Annotated in this window: 7 protein-coding genes; 4 read left to right on the top strand and 3 right to left on the bottom strand. The window is 42.5% G+C overall.

Annotated features, from left to right (window positions below; translation table 11 throughout):
* Positions 1-62: 62 nt before the first annotated feature.
* The 3 genes from OKW21_RS08080 to OKW21_RS08070 are packed head-to-tail and all read right to left on the bottom strand — an operon-like array spanning position 63 to position 7,722.
* The gene (locus OKW21_RS08080; protein ID WP_277478906.1) at positions 63-2,885 is read right to left on the bottom strand and encodes a sugar-binding domain-containing protein; all 2,823 of its coding nucleotides are present in this window, start codon (positions 2,883-2,885) and stop codon (positions 63-65) included.
* 38 nt (positions 2,886-2,923) lie between these two features.
* Complete coding sequence (locus tag OKW21_RS08075) at positions 2,924-6,289, bottom strand: tetratricopeptide repeat protein (RefSeq protein ID WP_277478905.1); 3,366 nt, start codon at positions 6,287-6,289, stop codon at positions 2,924-2,926.
* A 23-nt stretch (positions 6,290-6,312) separates the two neighbouring features.
* A complete protein-coding gene (locus OKW21_RS08070; RefSeq protein ID WP_277478904.1) occupies positions 6,313-7,722 on the bottom strand; it encodes a sugar porter family MFS transporter in 1,410 nt (469 codons plus the stop codon).
* A gap of 70 nt (positions 7,723-7,792) precedes the next feature.
* Between OKW21_RS08070 and OKW21_RS08065 the strand changes: the two genes are divergently transcribed.
* The 4 genes from OKW21_RS08065 (at position 7,793) to OKW21_RS08050 (ending at position 17,488) form a co-directional block, all read left to right on the top strand.
* Positions 7,793-8,680, top strand: coding sequence for an AraC family transcriptional regulator (locus OKW21_RS08065; protein ID WP_277478903.1), 888 nt, complete (start codon positions 7,793-7,795; stop codon positions 8,678-8,680).
* A gap of 486 nt (positions 8,681-9,166) precedes the next feature.
* A complete protein-coding gene (locus tag OKW21_RS08060) occupies positions 9,167-12,169 on the top strand; it encodes a SusC/RagA family TonB-linked outer membrane protein (protein ID WP_277478902.1) in 3,003 nt (1,000 codons plus the stop codon).
* Between the two features lie 12 nt (positions 12,170-12,181).
* Entirely contained in the window at positions 12,182-13,759 is a 1,578-nt protein-coding gene (locus OKW21_RS08055; protein WP_277478901.1) for a RagB/SusD family nutrient uptake outer membrane protein, read from the top strand.
* A 132-nt stretch (positions 13,760-13,891) separates the two neighbouring features.
* A complete protein-coding gene (locus OKW21_RS08050; RefSeq protein ID WP_277478900.1) occupies positions 13,892-17,488 on the top strand; it encodes a VCBS repeat-containing protein in 3,597 nt (1,198 codons plus the stop codon).
* Positions 17,489-17,693 lie beyond the last annotated feature (205 nt).

Raw genomic sequence — 17,693 nt, 5'->3', positions numbered from 1 at the left:
AGATAATGAACTTCTCTTTATTATGGCTTAACCATCTATCAAAAGCCTCCTGATTATTTTTCTTATTGCATAATGCCTGATACCTGCTCCACACTCAAACTTACCGAAGGCTTAAAATCCTCACTTTCCATATAACTCATCAGGCTGGTAAGCAGTTGTCTTGCTTCGGGGCGCTCGCTGAGCTGATTTTTAAGATCCACCCCACTGATAAGTAGTTTACCTTCACCTACTCTGACTTCAAAGATCAGTCCCAGGCTGCGGTTGGTCACCCAGTCATCAATTACTCTTACAATGGGTTGGATATCGTTAGAAAGTTCATTGAGGTTGACTACATCACTATGGCTCATAGCATCCCACCACTGCCAGTTGGAATGGAATTCTGTAGGAAATTGCTGCAAGGCAGCATGCTCAGGGTTACATAAGATGCCCAGTGTATGCGGCTTTTGGTTTTCTGTCCAGGCAGTATTCCAGAAGATGCTGGAAAAACCTACGCCAACTTCACCCCCCATAGCCGCTTTCACCTTGCCTTTGCCCAGGCTCCATAATACTTTACCACCTCCCTGAAGATAATTTATGGTATTGGTGTCTAGCACGGATGCATGTCTAACTGCATTGGTACTGATATTGGCAGAAGTTTGCGGATACACCCAAAGGTCCCAGTGATTGCTGAAGTTATCCACACTTACTTCCAGAATCACTTTTCTGGCTTCATTTTTTTGCGCAAAGGTATGCGAAATATCTCCCAGCCTGATGCCATTGCCCAATGCGATGTTCTGCTGACCCAGCTGACCTTCGGCCACGGTACTTCCTTCCGTGTCTTTCAGCGTCCAGTTGGGTGTAACATTCAGTAGTGCCGCTTTACCGAAGTGGGCAACCTCAATGGCTGCTTCCATCTTTTCTCCCTCTACAAATATCCTCTTGTCCAGCCTGGCCAAAGGAACGGTTGTATTGGAAAAGCGGCTGTATTCTTCCGCTGTAATATAGCCTTTTTCTTCCCAGAAAGGATTCAGCACCCCTACCAATGCGGTACCCTGACCGGGAAAATCGTGAAGGTCAAGCAACTGGAAACCTGCCTGATTTTTTGTCCGCAAGGCGCCTTCTATATCGGCTTTATAGCATAGGGCCTGTAGCTTCCCCGAAGCGATCAGAAAGTCCTCTGCCAAATCACCCATCCCGTGAGCTTGCAGACTTTCTCTGAAGATTTCAAAATTCCTGGCTTTGAGCACACCAGTGTAGCGCTCAATTTCCTTGAAATCAGGGTACACACACCACTGTCCGATCTCATGTGAGACTACTGCGATAGTATCATCCGGCATTTTGTCGCTAAAATCATAATCGGTAGTAGGAGGCTGCGCATTGATGATGCTGTTCAGTTCTGCTCCCCATGCCTGTATGCGGGGTTCGGGCAGCACATGAAATTCATTTTCGGTAATCGCTGGCCAGCCTGAGGCGGAAGTGTAAATCCTGCGGTTGTCTTTCGCTTTCCAGTCATTGACATACTCCGCCAGGAACTCAGGGTAATTGTCACCGCCCGGCTCATTGCCGTAAGCCATCATCATAAAAGAAGGATGGTTGCCATACTCTTGCACGATGTGCTCACTTTTTTCTTTTATGAACTGATCTACCGGCTTGCCGTCGCCCAGCGTAGTACTCTGATTGGCCCAGCTTGCCGCCTCAGCCTGTAAATATACACCCATCTCATCGGCCGCCTCAAAGGCAGCTTCGGGCGGACACCAGGAGTGAAAACGCATGTGGTTGAGACCATAGGCCTGTATGGTGCTGAATATTTTTTTCCAGGCTTCAACATCCATTGCCGGATAGCCGGTTTCAGGAAAAATAGCGCATTCCAGTGTGCCTCTCAGGTAGGATGGTCTGCCATTGATTACAAGCTGACGGTTTTCAAAAGAAATATCTCTAAACCCAAAATCTTCAGTAAGTGTATCACCATTTTCTATGCTGAGACTCATTTGATACACATTCGGCTCAAATTCATCCCATAACTTTGCTTCCTGGCCCAAGTCATAGGTAAACGCAAAGTCCGTTTCCGATCCTTCTCTATTCACTTCAAAAGACTGCTCGGGCAGACTGGCTTGAAAGTTTTTTCCGCTAGCCTGTGCGGAAATATTCATTGGTGTACCCTGGCCTGAACTGCCAGATATTTTCCCACGAATCGTAACTGATTGTGTACTGGCATCCGGATAAAGCTGGATATCTGAGAAATACACCTTAGGCTTGCTTTCCAGATAGATATCTCCGACAATTCCATTCCAGTTGGATTGTGTGTGATCAGAGATACTATGAGAGTTCTCTCCCAGATCAATTTTGACACGATTGTCAATTCGTATGGTAATGATATGGGCGCCCGGACTTAAATACTGGGTGAGGGGGTAAATATGGGCTGTAGAAAGGCTGTTCTGTGTACCTACCTTCTGATCGTCTACCCAGACACTGGACTCCCAATGACATCTTTCCAAGTGTAAAAAGATTTCTTTATCTCCCCAGTCCTCAGGAATATCTACTGCTTTCTGATACCAGGCAGCACCTGTATATTTTTTTACGGGCTGCAGCCAGAAAGGAAAACGAATACTATCCAAATCAATATAGGGAGCGTAATTTGGATCATTGTACCAATTGGGATCGCGTACTCCTCCCACCCATTCTGTATTTAAGGTAATATCATTTCCTTTTCCATTGGTAGCCATGGAACCAGGTAGTTCTACGGTCTCTTCCAGGCTTTGGGTAAACCAGCTTTCCTGCTCTCCCCTATCCAATGAATCTATCCTGAAACCCCAGTTTCCTTGCAAACTGATGGTGCTCTCTGGTTGAGGGGAACTACAGGATATACAAATCGCTAAAAGGTAAAAAATAATATAACTGAGTTTCATATATTGGTGTATATGTTTATTAAAGGAAAATTTTAAGCTTAGACCGAATGAGGTTTTGTAATATTATCTGAAGCTATCAGATGATGCCAATGTACTCCCTGATGGTGTACATCTATTTCCCTGGCATTCTGTAAATATTGTATCGCTTGTTCTGTGTGCCCCAGCCCAAGATGCCCCAGGCCCATCAGGTAATAGCAAAATAGTGTGTTTCTGGCCTGCAGATCTTCTTCCCACAGCAAAAGGTCAGGAAGCGAAACAGCGAAATAGTCAATTTTTACCTTTTGCGAATAGTGCTGTTCGGCAAAGGAAATCAATTTGTTAAAGCGACAGTTTGCTTCCTCCCGTCGGTTGAGTTTTAACAATGCCAGTCCTTGATAAAAGATTTTGTCGGGCTGCTGATCATTATAAAAGATGGCTGGCTCAGGTTCTGACAGACCTACTGAGGCTTTCCCCCAGGCATCTTTGGCTTTCTCTTTTTCTTTCAGCCCATCATAGGCGCAGCCCAGCCAGTAGAATATATCGTTTTCCTGGGCACCAAAAAGCTTACCTTCTCCAAGATTTTCAGGGTACGTCTGAGCTTCCGACAGATGTACTATGGCCTGTTCAAACTGTTCTTGCTGAAAGTGCTGATATGCCAAACCGATACGGCTGTAGATATATTGGCCCGGCACCTTACCTTCTCCTCCTTCCCAGGGATGAAATTTACGGCTGTTGAGAAGTTCCATGGCTTTTTTATACTTCCCTAAAGTGTTGTAAAGCGTGATTCTTTCCAGATAAAGATCATCTCTGAAATCCACCAGTTTTGGGTATTTTTCCAGAAAGCTGAGCCTTTTCTGTGGATCATAATTCAATCTTTTGTACAACTGATCCAGTTCCATCAACAGCCTGGCAGAACCTTCGTCCATGCCGAAAGCCTTTTCCAAGAATTGTAATGCTTTTTCCAGCTGATTTAGTTGATTAAAATAGGCCAGCGCAAGATTGCGGTAGGTGATCGGATTGTCATCCCCTAATGCAGCTGCTTTTTCCCAATGCAAAATGGCTTGCTGATGCTGACGGTAAGCATAATAAAAGTTGCCCAGAAAATAATACGCTCTATAGTCCTGGGGGTTGATGTCAAGCGCCTGCTGTAATGCCAATACTTCTTCCAGACGATTGGGAAAACCAAAGTCCGGTGATTGCTTCCCCGCCTCTTGATAATAGGATTTTGCTTCTACTTCCTCATTTTTTATGGCAAACCAGGCTTTATAATAGGCCAGCAAAGGATTAGGACGGTCCTTTGCTGGCTGGTGCAAAGACAATATCTCAGTGGCTTCTTCGTAGCAGCCAGCATGGGCATAATCCAGGGCAAACTCGGCGAAATTAAATGAATGATTACGAATGAGAGATCTAAATTGATCCAGGAGTTGAGAACTCTTAGTCACTAAATATTTTTCATATAATGCCCCCAGATTAAAAGCATCTAATTTTAGAGATGAAGTCGCAAAACTTATAGCCCCCTCTAATTTTCCTAGCTTTCTGAGCAAAATTAATTTCAGATGCCGCGCATGATGATGGTGACTATTCCTGATTAGCGACTGTTCTACATGTCCCAAAGCCTTTTCCCAATCTTCTCGCTGTGCATCTATTTGTGCCAGATGGAAATAAGCGGCATTTTGCCAGGCGGCATTCCAACAGGCCTTATACAGCCAATCATAGGCCTCCTGAAGCCTGTTTTGCATCTTCAGGCATATCCCTAATTGATAAAAAGCTTCTCCATCATATGGATTAGGATTTCTTAAAGTCAATGTCTCAATAGCCTTACGAAAGTGTTGTTCTGCCTCTTTAAATTGTGCCCTCCGCATCAGCCATAAGCCTAAAGCAATGTTGTTACGAACGTCTGAAGGATCCCGGCGCAGTGCTTCCGTATAATAATCGGTAGGCTGATAGGTGGCATGGCGGTACTGCTCCAGATGCAGCCCATTCAGATAAAGCAGTTCGTTGCTATCAATTTGCTCAGGTTCCAGTGCTGCTTTGGCAGCTTCGGGAATTTCGGTTTTATCTGATTTTTCAGGCTTCCAAGAAATTAACTCTCGCTGGTTTTCTTTCAGAATCACTACTTTCAGCTCTTCAGTTGAGGAATCATGGATACTAATTTCCTGCTGATATACCGTACCCGGAGCAAAGTCATACTTATCTTCCCAGATCAATTTTTCCTCCGCGTATAGTAACAGCCGTGTGTTTGGGAAGAAAGCAGTGGTATATACTTTGAGACAAGCCTTCTCTCCTTCTGTTTCCAGATTGAGCATGGCATGCTGGTTGGCGTTTTTGACCATTCCCAACTCCTGATAAGGCATAAAATACTGGGTGAAGCTCTTTTCCTCATAAGGTTGGAGCCAGGAAAAATCTGGTTGGTTATCAGTAAACACACCACACATCAGTTCTATATAAGGACCGTCTTCATCGGTCAGGTTACGGTCCCAGGCTTTACCGAAATCTCCGTTTCCCCAGGTCCACTGCTTCTTTCCGGGCGACACATGATGATTGGACACGTGTAAAAGTCCCGCCTGGGTTTCGTTTTCGTAGCCTCCTACAAAATCATACTGGCTGTTGACTGCCATATAAGAGGTAGGCACCGGAATATTTTTGTAGCGAGAGATATCCACACCCTTGGAATAATCTACTTTGTAGTAAGTGCCTCTGGCGATAGGAAAGCTGGAAACATCACGCTTGCCGTGGTCATAAACAGCATGTACATCGGGAGGGAAAACCGACTGATAGTCATCATTGGCTTTGACCGCCGGATTAGCCCACCAGAGGAAGGTTTGCGGAAAAGGAGTACGGTTGTACAAATCAACCTTGATTTCCAGATAAGCTTTGTCTGGATGAAGCGTAAAACCTGCCTTTCCTTTGGTACCAAACATACGCTCTATTTCATTGACCCAGACGGTTTTGCTCCCGTCTTTATTTTCTACTATAGTATAGTCTACCGGATCGTAAGTAGTAGGGCGATGATGCTGCGGCCAGTTAAATTCAATACCTCCTGAGATCCAGGGGCCAGTCAGGCCTACCAAAGCTGGTTTGATAACCTGATTGTAATAAACAAAATGACGATCCTTCATTTTATCATAAGCCATCTGTACCCTTCCTCCTAGCTCAGGCAGAATCATGATCCTGAGATACTCATTCTCCAAGAAAACTGCATTCCAGTTCTTTTCTACTTTTTCGTCATAGATTTTCTCAACGACCGGATAAGGATAGACTACACCACTACTTCCCTGATACACCCTCTTTTCAAGAAACATGGGATATTTTTCTGCTTCGCCAATAGGGTAGGTAGGAATGGTGATTGATTCGTTCCAGGCTTTTACTTCTAGCGATTGTACAGAATCTTTTGAGTGGTTAATATTTTGTAATGGGTCCATCATTTAAATGCTTTATTTACCAAGCTCTATATACTCAGTTTCTTATTTTGACGATCCGATTCTATTTCTTCCAGTGTTTTATTCTTGGTTTCGGGTAGTGTTCTTAATACGAAGACAAATCCTGCCAGACAGATTGCGCTATAGAGTAAAAAAGTCCCATATGTCCCCAAACTACTATTGAGTATAGGAAATGTATAGGTCAGTATAAAAGAAGCTACCCAAAGTGAAGTGGTAGCAATAGCCATCGCAATGCCCCGGATGCGGTTGGGGAATATCTCAGAAAGCACCACCCATACCACAGGTGCCAGTGACATGGCATAAATAGCAATACCTATCAATACCAGGGATAAGGCAAATATTCCTCTGATATCCATCAGATAACATAAGCTGAGTAAGGCATAGGTAATAGCCAATCCTAGTGAGCCAAAAAGTAGTAGTTTCCTACGCCCCCACTGGTCTACCGTTCGTATAGCCACAAAAGTAAATACCAGATTAACAACTCCCGTAATGACAATATTGAAGAGGGCATCATTAATTGAATACCCAGCAGCCGAGAAGATTTCATCAGCGTAATTGAAAACCACATTGATACCACACCATTGCTGAAAAGCAGCCAGGACAATCCCTATCAACAGTATTGGACGGTAGTTAGGACTGAAAATGTTTACATTTTGAGTCTGGCGTTCTTTATGTTCCAAAGACAAGCGAATTTCCCTCTCTTCTATTTCCGCGTAGTCTTTTTCACCAACCTTTGATAGTATTTTATTGACTTCTGCCCATCGCATTTTTTTTCCCAGCCAGCGGGGGCTTTCAGGAATGAAAAAGGCCAGTATGAAAAAAGTGAGTGCAGGAATACCTTCAGCCCAAAACATCCACCTCCAACCATATTGTCCATTCCAGGAAGCGGCGATATCTGCGTTGGTGCTTCCCTCAGGTATATCTTCCGCAATTAAGAAATTGATGATTTGTGCTGCTAGTATCCCAATCACGATGGTGAGCTGGTTGAGCGATACTAGCCGCCCACGATAATGAGTAGGCGCTAACTCGGCAATGTAAATGGGGGAGATTGTTGAAGCCAAACCAATTCCTACCCCACCAAGCATACGGTAAAAAATAAAACTATTCAGACTATCAGCTATACCGGTACCAATGGCAGATACAGTGAATAGTAAAGCAGAAAAGATAAGGGGTAGCTTGCGCCCAAATGTATCTGTGACTTTACCGGAACTGACTGCCCCTACGATACAACCTATTAAAGCACAGCTAACAGCCCAACCCTGTAGAGAGGATTGGTTGGTAATATCAAAAAACCTTTCATAAAAAGGTTTGGCCCCTCCTATCACTACCCAATCGTAACCAAAGAGCAAACCTCCCATGGCAGATACCAGAGAGATGGCGAGTATGTATTGAAAGTTAAATTTTTCTTTGACCAGCATAATGGTAAAGTAAGGCAATTGAGAAACATCAAGAAATGCGTTATCTTAGGAATCACTGGACTATATTATTATGATCACAACCAGCAAGAGAGATGGGTTTCAAGGAGAGCAAAGTATTACACTACCAAGCTCGGTACGTAACCAAATAAAATCTAACCCCCTTATAAGTGATTTATTTATTACTGATATTGGCTTTTATCCTCACGCTCGTTTTCATTTTCGCAAAAGGAATCATGGATCAAGAGAAAACATTCTCATATATGTAACCAACGGAAGTGGCGAAGTACGTATTAAAGATGAGAGTTTTTACCTTTCAAAGAACGATTATATTATCATTCCCAAAAATATAGCCCATCAGTATAGCACAAAAGAAAAGGATGCATGGACTATTTACTGGGTACATTTTGACGGAACCAAGGCAGAGTTTCTAAAAAACAGCTTTGGGAAAAGAATTTCCCTTCAGGCACATCATACACCCAACGATAACTTCAGAGTTAATATGTTTATGGAGCTCATCCACACCTTATCTATGGGATATGTAAAATCTCATCTAGAATATGTTAACCTGAGCTTTCAGCAGTTATTGGCTTCATTTCTATATCCTGACCAATTTATGCAGCATCTGAATGTGCTAGGTGCTGATGTCATTTCTAAGAACATCACTTATATGAAAGAGAATGTTGAAAAGGCACTTTCTCTCAAAGATTTGGCTGATCAGGCAGGCTTGTCAATCGCTCATTATTCTAAATTGTTCACTCAGAAAACGGGTTTCTCACCCATTGATCATTTTATACAATTAAAAATTCAGCATGCCTGTAAACTGCTAGATATATCTCAGCTTTATATAAAGGAGGTAGCCCATAAAGTGGGATATCAGGACCCTTACTATTTTTCCAGAATATTTAAAAAGGTAATGCAGATGTCTCCTCTGGAATATAAAAAAAGAGATAGGCAATAACTGCGCTAATCATTTAATTTACTTTTTCACCTCAAACAGGAATGCCCTTTAAATATTGCTGCACCTGGCTTACTCTTATGAGCACCAAATGGTATAGCATTATCATATAGTATATTACCTAAAATACTCTCCAAAGATTGAGAATATACTAAACACAGCGAAATTATTTGAGTAAATAATATGATCTTATTATTAATGGATAAGATAATCCATTCTTTCATAAGATGAATCATTTATTTAAGCAAGAATAGCTAATACCTTTCAAAGATGAAGTAAATCAGCTTCATGCATACTACTCTATCCCTTGTCTACATCATAATATATATTCTTTATGAATTGACTCCCTAACGTTTTAATCACCAAATTTTACATTTTATGAAAATACCACAACCTCTACTATTTAAATTGAAACCAGACAAAAAATCTGTCTGGTTGTGCCTTTTACTGATCTGTAGCTTTTCAACTATATCATATGCGCAAACAACTGTGAATGGCACTGTTACCGATTTGGAAGAGAATTCAGCTTTACCAGGAGTAAATGTATTAGTAAAAGGTAGTACTACTGGTACCGTAACCGATGTTGATGGGAACTATACACTTACAGTACCCGCAGGTTCTAATACATTGGTTTTTTCATCAGTGGGTTATGAAACTGCTGAAGTTGAAATTAATGGGAGAAACACCATTAACATTGACTTGGCACCAGACCTACAGTCACTTTCAGAAGTTGTGGTGGTAGGTTATGGTACTGTTAAGAAAAGTGACCTAACAGGCTCAGTGGCTTCCATTCAGGGCGAATCAATAAAAGAGTTTCCTGTATCTTCTATTGATCAGGGCATTCAGGCCAGAGCGCCAGGCGTGCAGGTAACCCAGGCTTCTGCTGCTCCCGGCGGTGGGGTTTCTGTTAGAATCAGAGGTTCTAACTCTATTAACAGTGGCAGTGAGCCTTTGTACGTGATTGATGGTTTCCCCATTTATCCTGATAACAGCGCTTATGGCGTGGGAGGTAGCCGTCAGCCGTCCAATATCATGTCAACCATTAATCCTAATGATATTGCATCTATTGAGATACTGAAAGATGCCTCTGCCACATCTATATACGGTTCAAGGGGCTCTAACGGGGTAGTGCTGATCACCACCAAGAGGGGAAAAGCTGGCGAAAGTAAAATTGATTACGACGGCTCATACTCAGTTCAAACCATTGCCAATAAAATAGATGTACTGAATGGAGGTGAGTTTGCTACTTACCTCAATACCCTGGAACAAAGCCAGGGCGGAGCACCAATTTACAGTCAGGCTGAAATTGACGCTATTGGAGAAGGTACTAATTGGCTGGATGAAGTAACCCGGCCAGGAAGCATTCAAAGCCATCAGCTGAGTTTTACCGGCGGTAGCGAAAAAATGCGTTATGCAGTCATCGGAAACTATTTTGATAACGAGGGTATCATTGAGAATACTAATTTTTCCAGATACGGAATCAGGCTTAATCTGGACAATAGCGCACTGAATGATCGTTTAACGATCAGTAACAGCTGGTCATTTAACCGCACCAATTCCAATAACGCACCTACCGATCAGGGTGGCCCTGGGGGTATTATTATTACCGCTTTAGGTCTTGATCCCAGTATTCCAGTCAGAAATGATGATGGTACTTATGCTTTGGCATCATACGATGGCCGGTTCTTAACCAACCCACTGCAGGAACTGGAATATGTTACGGATAGTGATATAAACAATCGCGTTTTGGGAAACACCGGATTTACTTTTAAAATCATTGAGGGCTTAAGTTTCAAGACCAGTATAGGCGCTGATATACTTAACGCCAGCAGAACGACCTTCTATCCGGTGGAAAACTCTCGTTTGGGTAGAGACAGAGCCGGTGAGCTGACCAAAGCCAACCGTAATTCTATCAATATCCTGAATGAAAATATTCTCTCTTATAACAGGCAGTTCAATGAGGATCATAGCATTAATGTGGTAGCAGGTTATACCTTCCAAAAAGAAGTGAATGAAGGTATGAGTGCCACCAACCGAGGCCTATCAGCCAGTAGTGTTGATCAGGCTACGCTGGGAGGAGGGACGGATATCCAGATACCTTTTTCAAGCCGAAGAGAATGGTTACTGAAATCATTTCTGGGCAGGGTAAATTACAATCTGATGGAAAGGTATTTATTTACTTTCTCTTTCCGCCGTGATGGTTCCTCAAGGTTTGGTGCAGCTAACAAGTGGGCAAATTTCCCTTCTGTTGCTTTTGGCTGGAGAGTGATTGAAGAGGAGTTCTTCCAGAACTCCGGGCTGTCTACCGCCTTCAGTGACCTGAAGCTAAGAACAAGCTGGGGTATTACCGGTAACTCAGAGATTCCGGTATATAACTCACAGGCTAATCTGAATGAGTACAACTATGTGTTTGGAGGTAATCTGGTGTTAGGTCTTGCTGATGCCCGTTTATCCAACCCTGATCTCAGGTGGGAGTCTACCCAGATGTTTAACATAGGGCTGGATTTATCATTTTTACAAAATAAGTTAAACCTGACAGCAGACTATTTCTATAATACCACTGAAGACCTACTCCTATATGTGACGGTACCCAGCAGCCTGGGCTTCAGTTCAATTCTTAAAAACTCAGGCTCATTGGAAAACAAAGGTTTTGAGCTCGGGCTTAACTACATCGCCATTGACCGCCAGGATTTAAGATGGGACATTTCCGGTAATATTTCCTTCTTACGTAACAAGATCACTGATTTGGGAAGCAGCACACCATTTTTCTCCAGCTCTACCAGTGGTCACCTTGGTATTGATGGAAGCTGGGTAGAAGCCGGTAACCCTATCGGTGTGTGGAGAGGATATCGCTACATAGGACTTTTCCAGACGCAGGAAGAAATTGATAACAATCCTTCCCGCTCCGGTGACCAACCCGGATATCCCCGCTATCAGGATACCAATGAGGATGGGGCGATTACACCTGATGATTACATCATTATGGGAGATCCTAACCCTGACTTTACCTGGGGACTTACCACTACGCTCAACTTCAAAAACTTTGACTTTAGCTTATTTCTCAGAGGAGTTGAGGGTAGTGATGTGAGAAACCTGCAGCAATCTGAAATTGGTGATGGTGTGCAGAAAATCAACCAGATTGCCAGCATATTGACAGACTCCTGGACTCCGGACAATCCTGATGCTTCGCGTCCGGTCATTGATGGTAACCGTGATTTTGCCAATTCATTCAGGGACTCCGATTATTTTATAGAAGACGGAAGCTTTTTAAGAGTACAAAATATCTCTTTAGGGTATACCCTGCCCGTTTCCAATTTTATTCGCAATGCCAGGTTCTACGTAAGTGCACAAAATCCATTACTATTTACCAACTACTCTGGCTTTGACCCTGAAGTAAACAACAGAGGGCAAAATAACCTGAACCGGGGCGATGACTACGATGCTTACCCCCGTTCAAGGACATTTACTGTTGGTATTAATTTAGGGCTATAACTCATGAGAAATATGAAAACTATAATGATAAAAATCCCGAAATTAATTCTGGCCTTCGCTATGCTGATCCCCTTTGCTTGCGAAGAACTGGATGAGAACCCTGATTTTATTACGCAGGATAACTTTTTCAATACTGCTGAACAGTTAGAACTTGGGGTAAATGCCATTTATGATGGCATTGGATACGGTCGTGATTGGTCTAATCACTTTTATAACCGTTATGTGTTTGAGTGCCGAGTAGGCTATCAGGTAGGTTGGGAAAAAGGACCACTTGATTTTCAGAATGGTAATGTAAACCCTGGAGACGACTACATCGGAACGTACTGGAGAATTTCTTATGAAAATATCAACAGAGCCAATGCCGTAATAGAAAAGGCTGATGAACTGAAAGAAAATGGTATTTCTAACACTGCATTGCTGGACAGAGTAAAAGCAGAAGCTATTTTCCTGAGAGCATTCTATTACTATAATCTGGTTCGCTATTTTGATGATGTACCTGTTACTACCAAAAAAACAGTGAGCGATCAGGACCTGCCATCTAATGAAAACGGAAAGCGGATTGCGCTTGACCTGATTGAAGGCGACCTTAGCATGGTAGCTGATGTATTACCGGAGTCTTATTCCGGGGAGGATGTAGGCCGAGCTACCAAATGGGCAGCCCTTACCCTGCTCATGAAAGCTTACCTCCTGGACGAAAATTGGAATGAAGCACGTACTACGGCTGAAACTATTATCAACCAGGGAGACTTTGCGCTTTTTGAGGATTTTGCCTATAACTTTGATGTGGAACACGAAAACTCAGGAGAGCGCATTTTTGAAGCACAGGTATCTGCTTCAGCTAATGCTAATGAATATAATAACCACCACTCACACTTTGTACCCGCCGACCTTCCCAATGAACTGGGTGGTGTGGGCTGGCACTGGCTCAATGGCACCAAAGCTTTCCGAATGAAATATGATCCGGAGGATAAAAGGATACCCGGAACTTTCATTACAGAGTATCCTAGTAATCGGGTTGGCCTAACAGATGAAGAAGAATACCCTGTCGTAAGATGGAGTGAGGAAGCTTCTTATAATTTGAGTCGCTTCGGAGGCATGGTATCCGCTGATGCTGACCCTAACAATCCTGAAGAACTTATCTTCTCCAACGGTTGGGTAGCAAAATGGGTAGAAATAGGTACCAATGCCAACCTAACCGAAAGGAATATCGTCTACCTTCGTTATGCCGATGTACTACTGGGCTATTCCGAAGCAGCCAATGAAAGTGGAACCGGTGATCCTTATATGGGGATTAACGAAGTCCGACGGCGAGCAGGCCTGGAACCCCTGTCAGGCTTAAGTCAGTCCGAACTCAGAGATGCTATTGTAGAAGAAAGAGTGCTGGAATTCGCCTTTGAGCAAGAAACATATCCAGAGTTGAAACGCAAAAGTACGTATGGAGGTGATCCTGACTATTTAGGAGATTATATACAGGATTTTATAGATACCTACAATGTTGATCGTGAGCTTTCTCCTCAAGATTATGTTCTTCCCATACCATTGAATGAAACTTTGGGTAATCCAAATGTACAACAGCATTCAGTGTATTAAAACTGAGTAGTTTACTAATCATCATAATGCGATAGAACCTGCTTTATTTGCAGGTTTTATGCTTTATAAGCTATTAAATGATTATACTATACGCCATATACAATTTGTATTTTGTCAAGTAAAAATCAGGGCATGCAACGTCTTATCCATCTTTTCCTATTGCTCATTTTTGTAACCTCTTTGGGGTGCTCTCAGCAAGGATCTGTATCAGAAAATGAAGGTCAGAGCCTTTTCACCCTACTATCTCCGGAACAGACAGGCGTAACATTCAATAACGCTATAGAAGAAAATGACACCTTTAACATGGTTGATTTCTTTTATGTATATAATGGTGGGGGCGTAGCCATTGGAGACATCAATAATGATTCACTTCCTGATATTTTCTTCACCGGAAATATGGTCAATGATCGACTGTATCTTAATAAGGGAAAAGGAAGTGGTAAGAATCTGAGTTTTGAAGACATCAGCGAAACTGCTAATATTTTATCTTCCGGATGGTCTACAGGCGTGACCATGGTAGATATCAACAATGATGGATTACTTGATATTTATGTTTGCCGTTCCGGAAATTATAAGGCTGAAAAGCGGAAAAACAAATTATATATCAATAATGGCATAGATACGCGAAGCGGAATACCAACTTTCACCGAATCCGCCGAAGCATATGGGCTTGCAGATACCAGTTATTCTACCCAGGCAGCTTTCTTTGATTACGATCGTGACGGCGACCTTGACATGTACCTGCTTAATCATACCAATGCCATTCGTAATCCTAATCAGGTACGGCCCCTCATCACTGATGGAAGTGGACCCGCCAATGATAAATTATACCGGAATGATGGTGCCGCTCCCAACCAGAATCCTACCTTCACAGATGTCACACTGGAAGCCGGAATTCTTTATGATGGTTTGGGTCTGGGCGTAGGCGTCAGCGATATCAATGATGATGGATGGCAAGACATCTATGTGACCAATGATTTCATTGCCAACAATTATCTCTATATCAACAATCAGGAGGGGCCGGACGGGAAAGTTACTTTTTCAGAAATGTCCCAGTCTTATTTCGGACATCAAAGTCATTTTAGCATGGGCCATGATATTGCTGATTTTAACAACGATGGGCTCAGTGACCTTCTTACGCTAGATATGCTTCCTCAGGATAATTACCACCGCAAGAAGATGTCCGGCCCAATGAACTACAATCTGTTTCAGTATACACTGGAAGAAGGCTACATGCCGCAGTACATGAGAAACACTGTACAACTCAACCTGGGTGAAGTTAATGGGCAACATACCAGGTTTGCTGAAATCGGACAGCTATTGGATTTACATGCGACAGACTGGAGCTGGGCGCCGCTAATGGCTGATTTCAATAATAATGGCTGGAAAGATGTATTCATTTCTAACGGATATCTCCGAGACATCACTGATCTTGATTTTATCAACTACACAGTAGGCTTAAGTGGCAATATTACGGCAGACAGTCTGGATCAGATTTTAAAAGATAAGGCGAAACAAATGCCTTCCATAAAATTATCAAACTTCATCTTTGAGAACCAGGGAGAATTAAGTTTTACTGATGCTACCAGTAAATGGGGCATAAACCGCCCTTCTCTTTCCAATGGTGCGGCCTATGGGGACCTGGATAGAGACGGCGACCTGGATCTTGTAGTGAATAACATCAATGAAGCTGCTTTTATCTATGAAAATCTGACTACTTCACGAAGTGGTGGAAACTTCATAAGTATACGGCTTAAAGGCAATCCTCTAAACCCGGTAGGAATAGGCGCAAAAGTCTTTTTATATGCTCCTGAAATGTATCAACTGGCAGAACAATCATTAGTAAGAGGTTACCAATCTTCAGTAGCTCCGGAACTGCATTTTGGAATAGATACTATTCGTGTTGTTGACAGCATCATTGTAGAATGGCCTGATGGCAAGATATCTAAAATTGAAGGAGTGAATGCCAACCAAAATATCACCTTAGCGCATTCAGAAGCAAAAAAACTGATAGCCCCTCCTTTTAAAAAAACTACCACACCCTGGTTTACAGACATTACTCAAGAACTTGGACTGGATCAACAACATATAGACCCAGAATACAACGATTTTAGCCAGCAATACCTTTTACCCCATAAATTATCCGATCAGGGCCCTGGAATAGCTGTAGGAGACATGAATGCTGATGGCTTAGAGGATTTCTTCGTCGGAGGTGCTTATGATCATTCTGGCTATCTTTTCTTTCAGCAAAAAAACGGAAAATTTACCAAAGCAACCTTAACCCAATCTGAAGATGAGATGGCTGCTGAAGACCTGGGTGTACTCTTGTTTGATTACGACAATGATAATGATCTAGATCTCTATATTGCCAGCGGCAGTAATGAACACTATGTGGACTCCAAGTACTACCAGGATCGCTTGTATGAGAATGATGGCAAGGGAAATTTTACACGCACTGAAGGAGTACTACCTTCATTTACAGTAAGTAGCTCCTGTGTCAAAGCGGCAGATTATGATCAGGATGGAGATCTGGACCTGTTTGTCGGAGGACGGCTTATTCCACTAAAATACCCACTTCCTCCGGATAGCTACCTGCTCGTTAATGAAGGAGGAAAATTCGTTGATAGATCAAATGCTCTTGCTCCTGCATTGAGGAAGCTGGGAATGGTTACCGATGCCCTCTGGACAGATTTTGACAATGATATGGATGCTGACCTGATTGTTGTCGGTGAGTTTATGCCTATCCAGTTTTTTGAAAATACAGAGGGCAAGCTGGAGAATGTGTCGAACCGAATGGGCCTGAATTATACTGCCGGCTTATGGAACAGTATCAACGCTGGTGATTTTGATTCGGATGGAGATACTGATTATATATTAGGTAATCTAGGGCTAAATACAAGAGAAGAAGTTTCTCCTGATGAGCCCATGACAATTTATGCTACCGATCTGGACCAAAATAGTTTCATTGATCCTATCATCAGTTATTACATCAATCATAAGGAATATCCCACTCATTCCAGAGATGATATCATACGCCAGGTACCTGCTTTAAAAAAGAAGTTTCCAGACTATGAAAGTTATGCCAATGCGGGTATCTCAGATATTTTAACCCAAACTGACAAAAGTAGAGCCTATACCGCCAAATCCTTTCAACACGCTTCTTCTTATCTGAAAAATACAGGTGAGGGTCGTTTTGAATTGGTTGAGTTACCAAAACAAGCACAGTTCGCTCCGATTTATGGCATACTCGTAGAAGACTTTGATGGAGATGGAAATTTTGATTTACTATTGGCGGGTAATGATTTTGGGACAGAAGTAGTCAGTGGCAGGTATGATGCTTCTATTGGAATTTTTCTCAAAGGAAATGGTAAAGGAGGCTTTACCCCTACCCTTCCGATGAACACCGGTTTGTTACTTGATAAAGACATTAAAGGTGCTGCCAGTATACAGGTAAAAGGTGAGCAGGTTTACTTATTCACCAATAATAATGGTCCATTACAGGCTTACAAATATGATAATTACCAGCAACAGAATGTAGAAACGCTGAAGGTCTCAAACCATATTTTCAAAGCGAAAATAATTCTCAATGATAGCACTCAGAGAAATCAGGAGTTCTATTATGGGAATTCATATCTTTCTCAGTCTGGTAGGAAGTTGCCGTTATATGGAAATGAGGCTATAATAAATCTTTATGATTTTAAAGGCGAGAAAGAAGTGAGACAACCTTAAGTAGTATTATTAATATTTGTAATAGTTTAGACTTGCTCTGACAGTCGGGATTGTCTGGTTGAGTTTTTTTAGGCATTCTTTCTCAAAACTTTTTGGGGAAAAGGGACCAAAGTCGCCTTTCTTCATTTTGGTCGGACTGGCTATTCCTGGCAAGTTGGTTTTCACCATTGATTGCTTTCGCGGGGCGGTCGCTTTGCTCGTGCCC

Origin of the sequence: Catalinimonas alkaloidigena (genome assembly GCF_029504655.1) — a bacterium.
Lineage (GTDB): Bacteria > Bacteroidota > Bacteroidia > Cytophagales > Cyclobacteriaceae > Catalinimonas > Catalinimonas alkaloidigena.
Note: the sequence above shows the minus strand (reverse complement) of the source record. Positions and strands in the feature narration are given on the sequence as shown.

What these genes read in the sequence shown, in the direction of transcription:
- OKW21_RS08075 (WP_277478905.1), bottom strand. Translation starts at nt 6,289, where the DNA reads ATGATGGACCCATTACAAAATATTAACCACTCAAAAGATTCTGTACAA.
- OKW21_RS08055 (WP_277478901.1), top strand. Translation starts at nt 12,182, where the DNA reads ATGAAAACTATAATGATAAAAATCCCGAAATTAATTCTGGCCTTCGCT.
- OKW21_RS08050 (WP_277478900.1), top strand. Translation starts at nt 13,892, where the DNA reads ATGCAACGTCTTATCCATCTTTTCCTATTGCTCATTTTTGTAACCTCT.
- OKW21_RS08070 (WP_277478904.1), bottom strand. Translation starts at nt 7,722, where the DNA reads ATGCTGGTCAAAGAAAAATTTAACTTTCAATACATACTCGCCATCTCT.
- OKW21_RS08080 (WP_277478906.1), bottom strand. Translation starts at nt 2,885, where the DNA reads ATGAAACTCAGTTATATTATTTTTTACCTTTTAGCGATTTGTATATCC.
- OKW21_RS08065 (WP_277478903.1), top strand. Translation starts at nt 7,793, where the DNA reads ATGATCACAACCAGCAAGAGAGATGGGTTTCAAGGAGAGCAAAGTATT.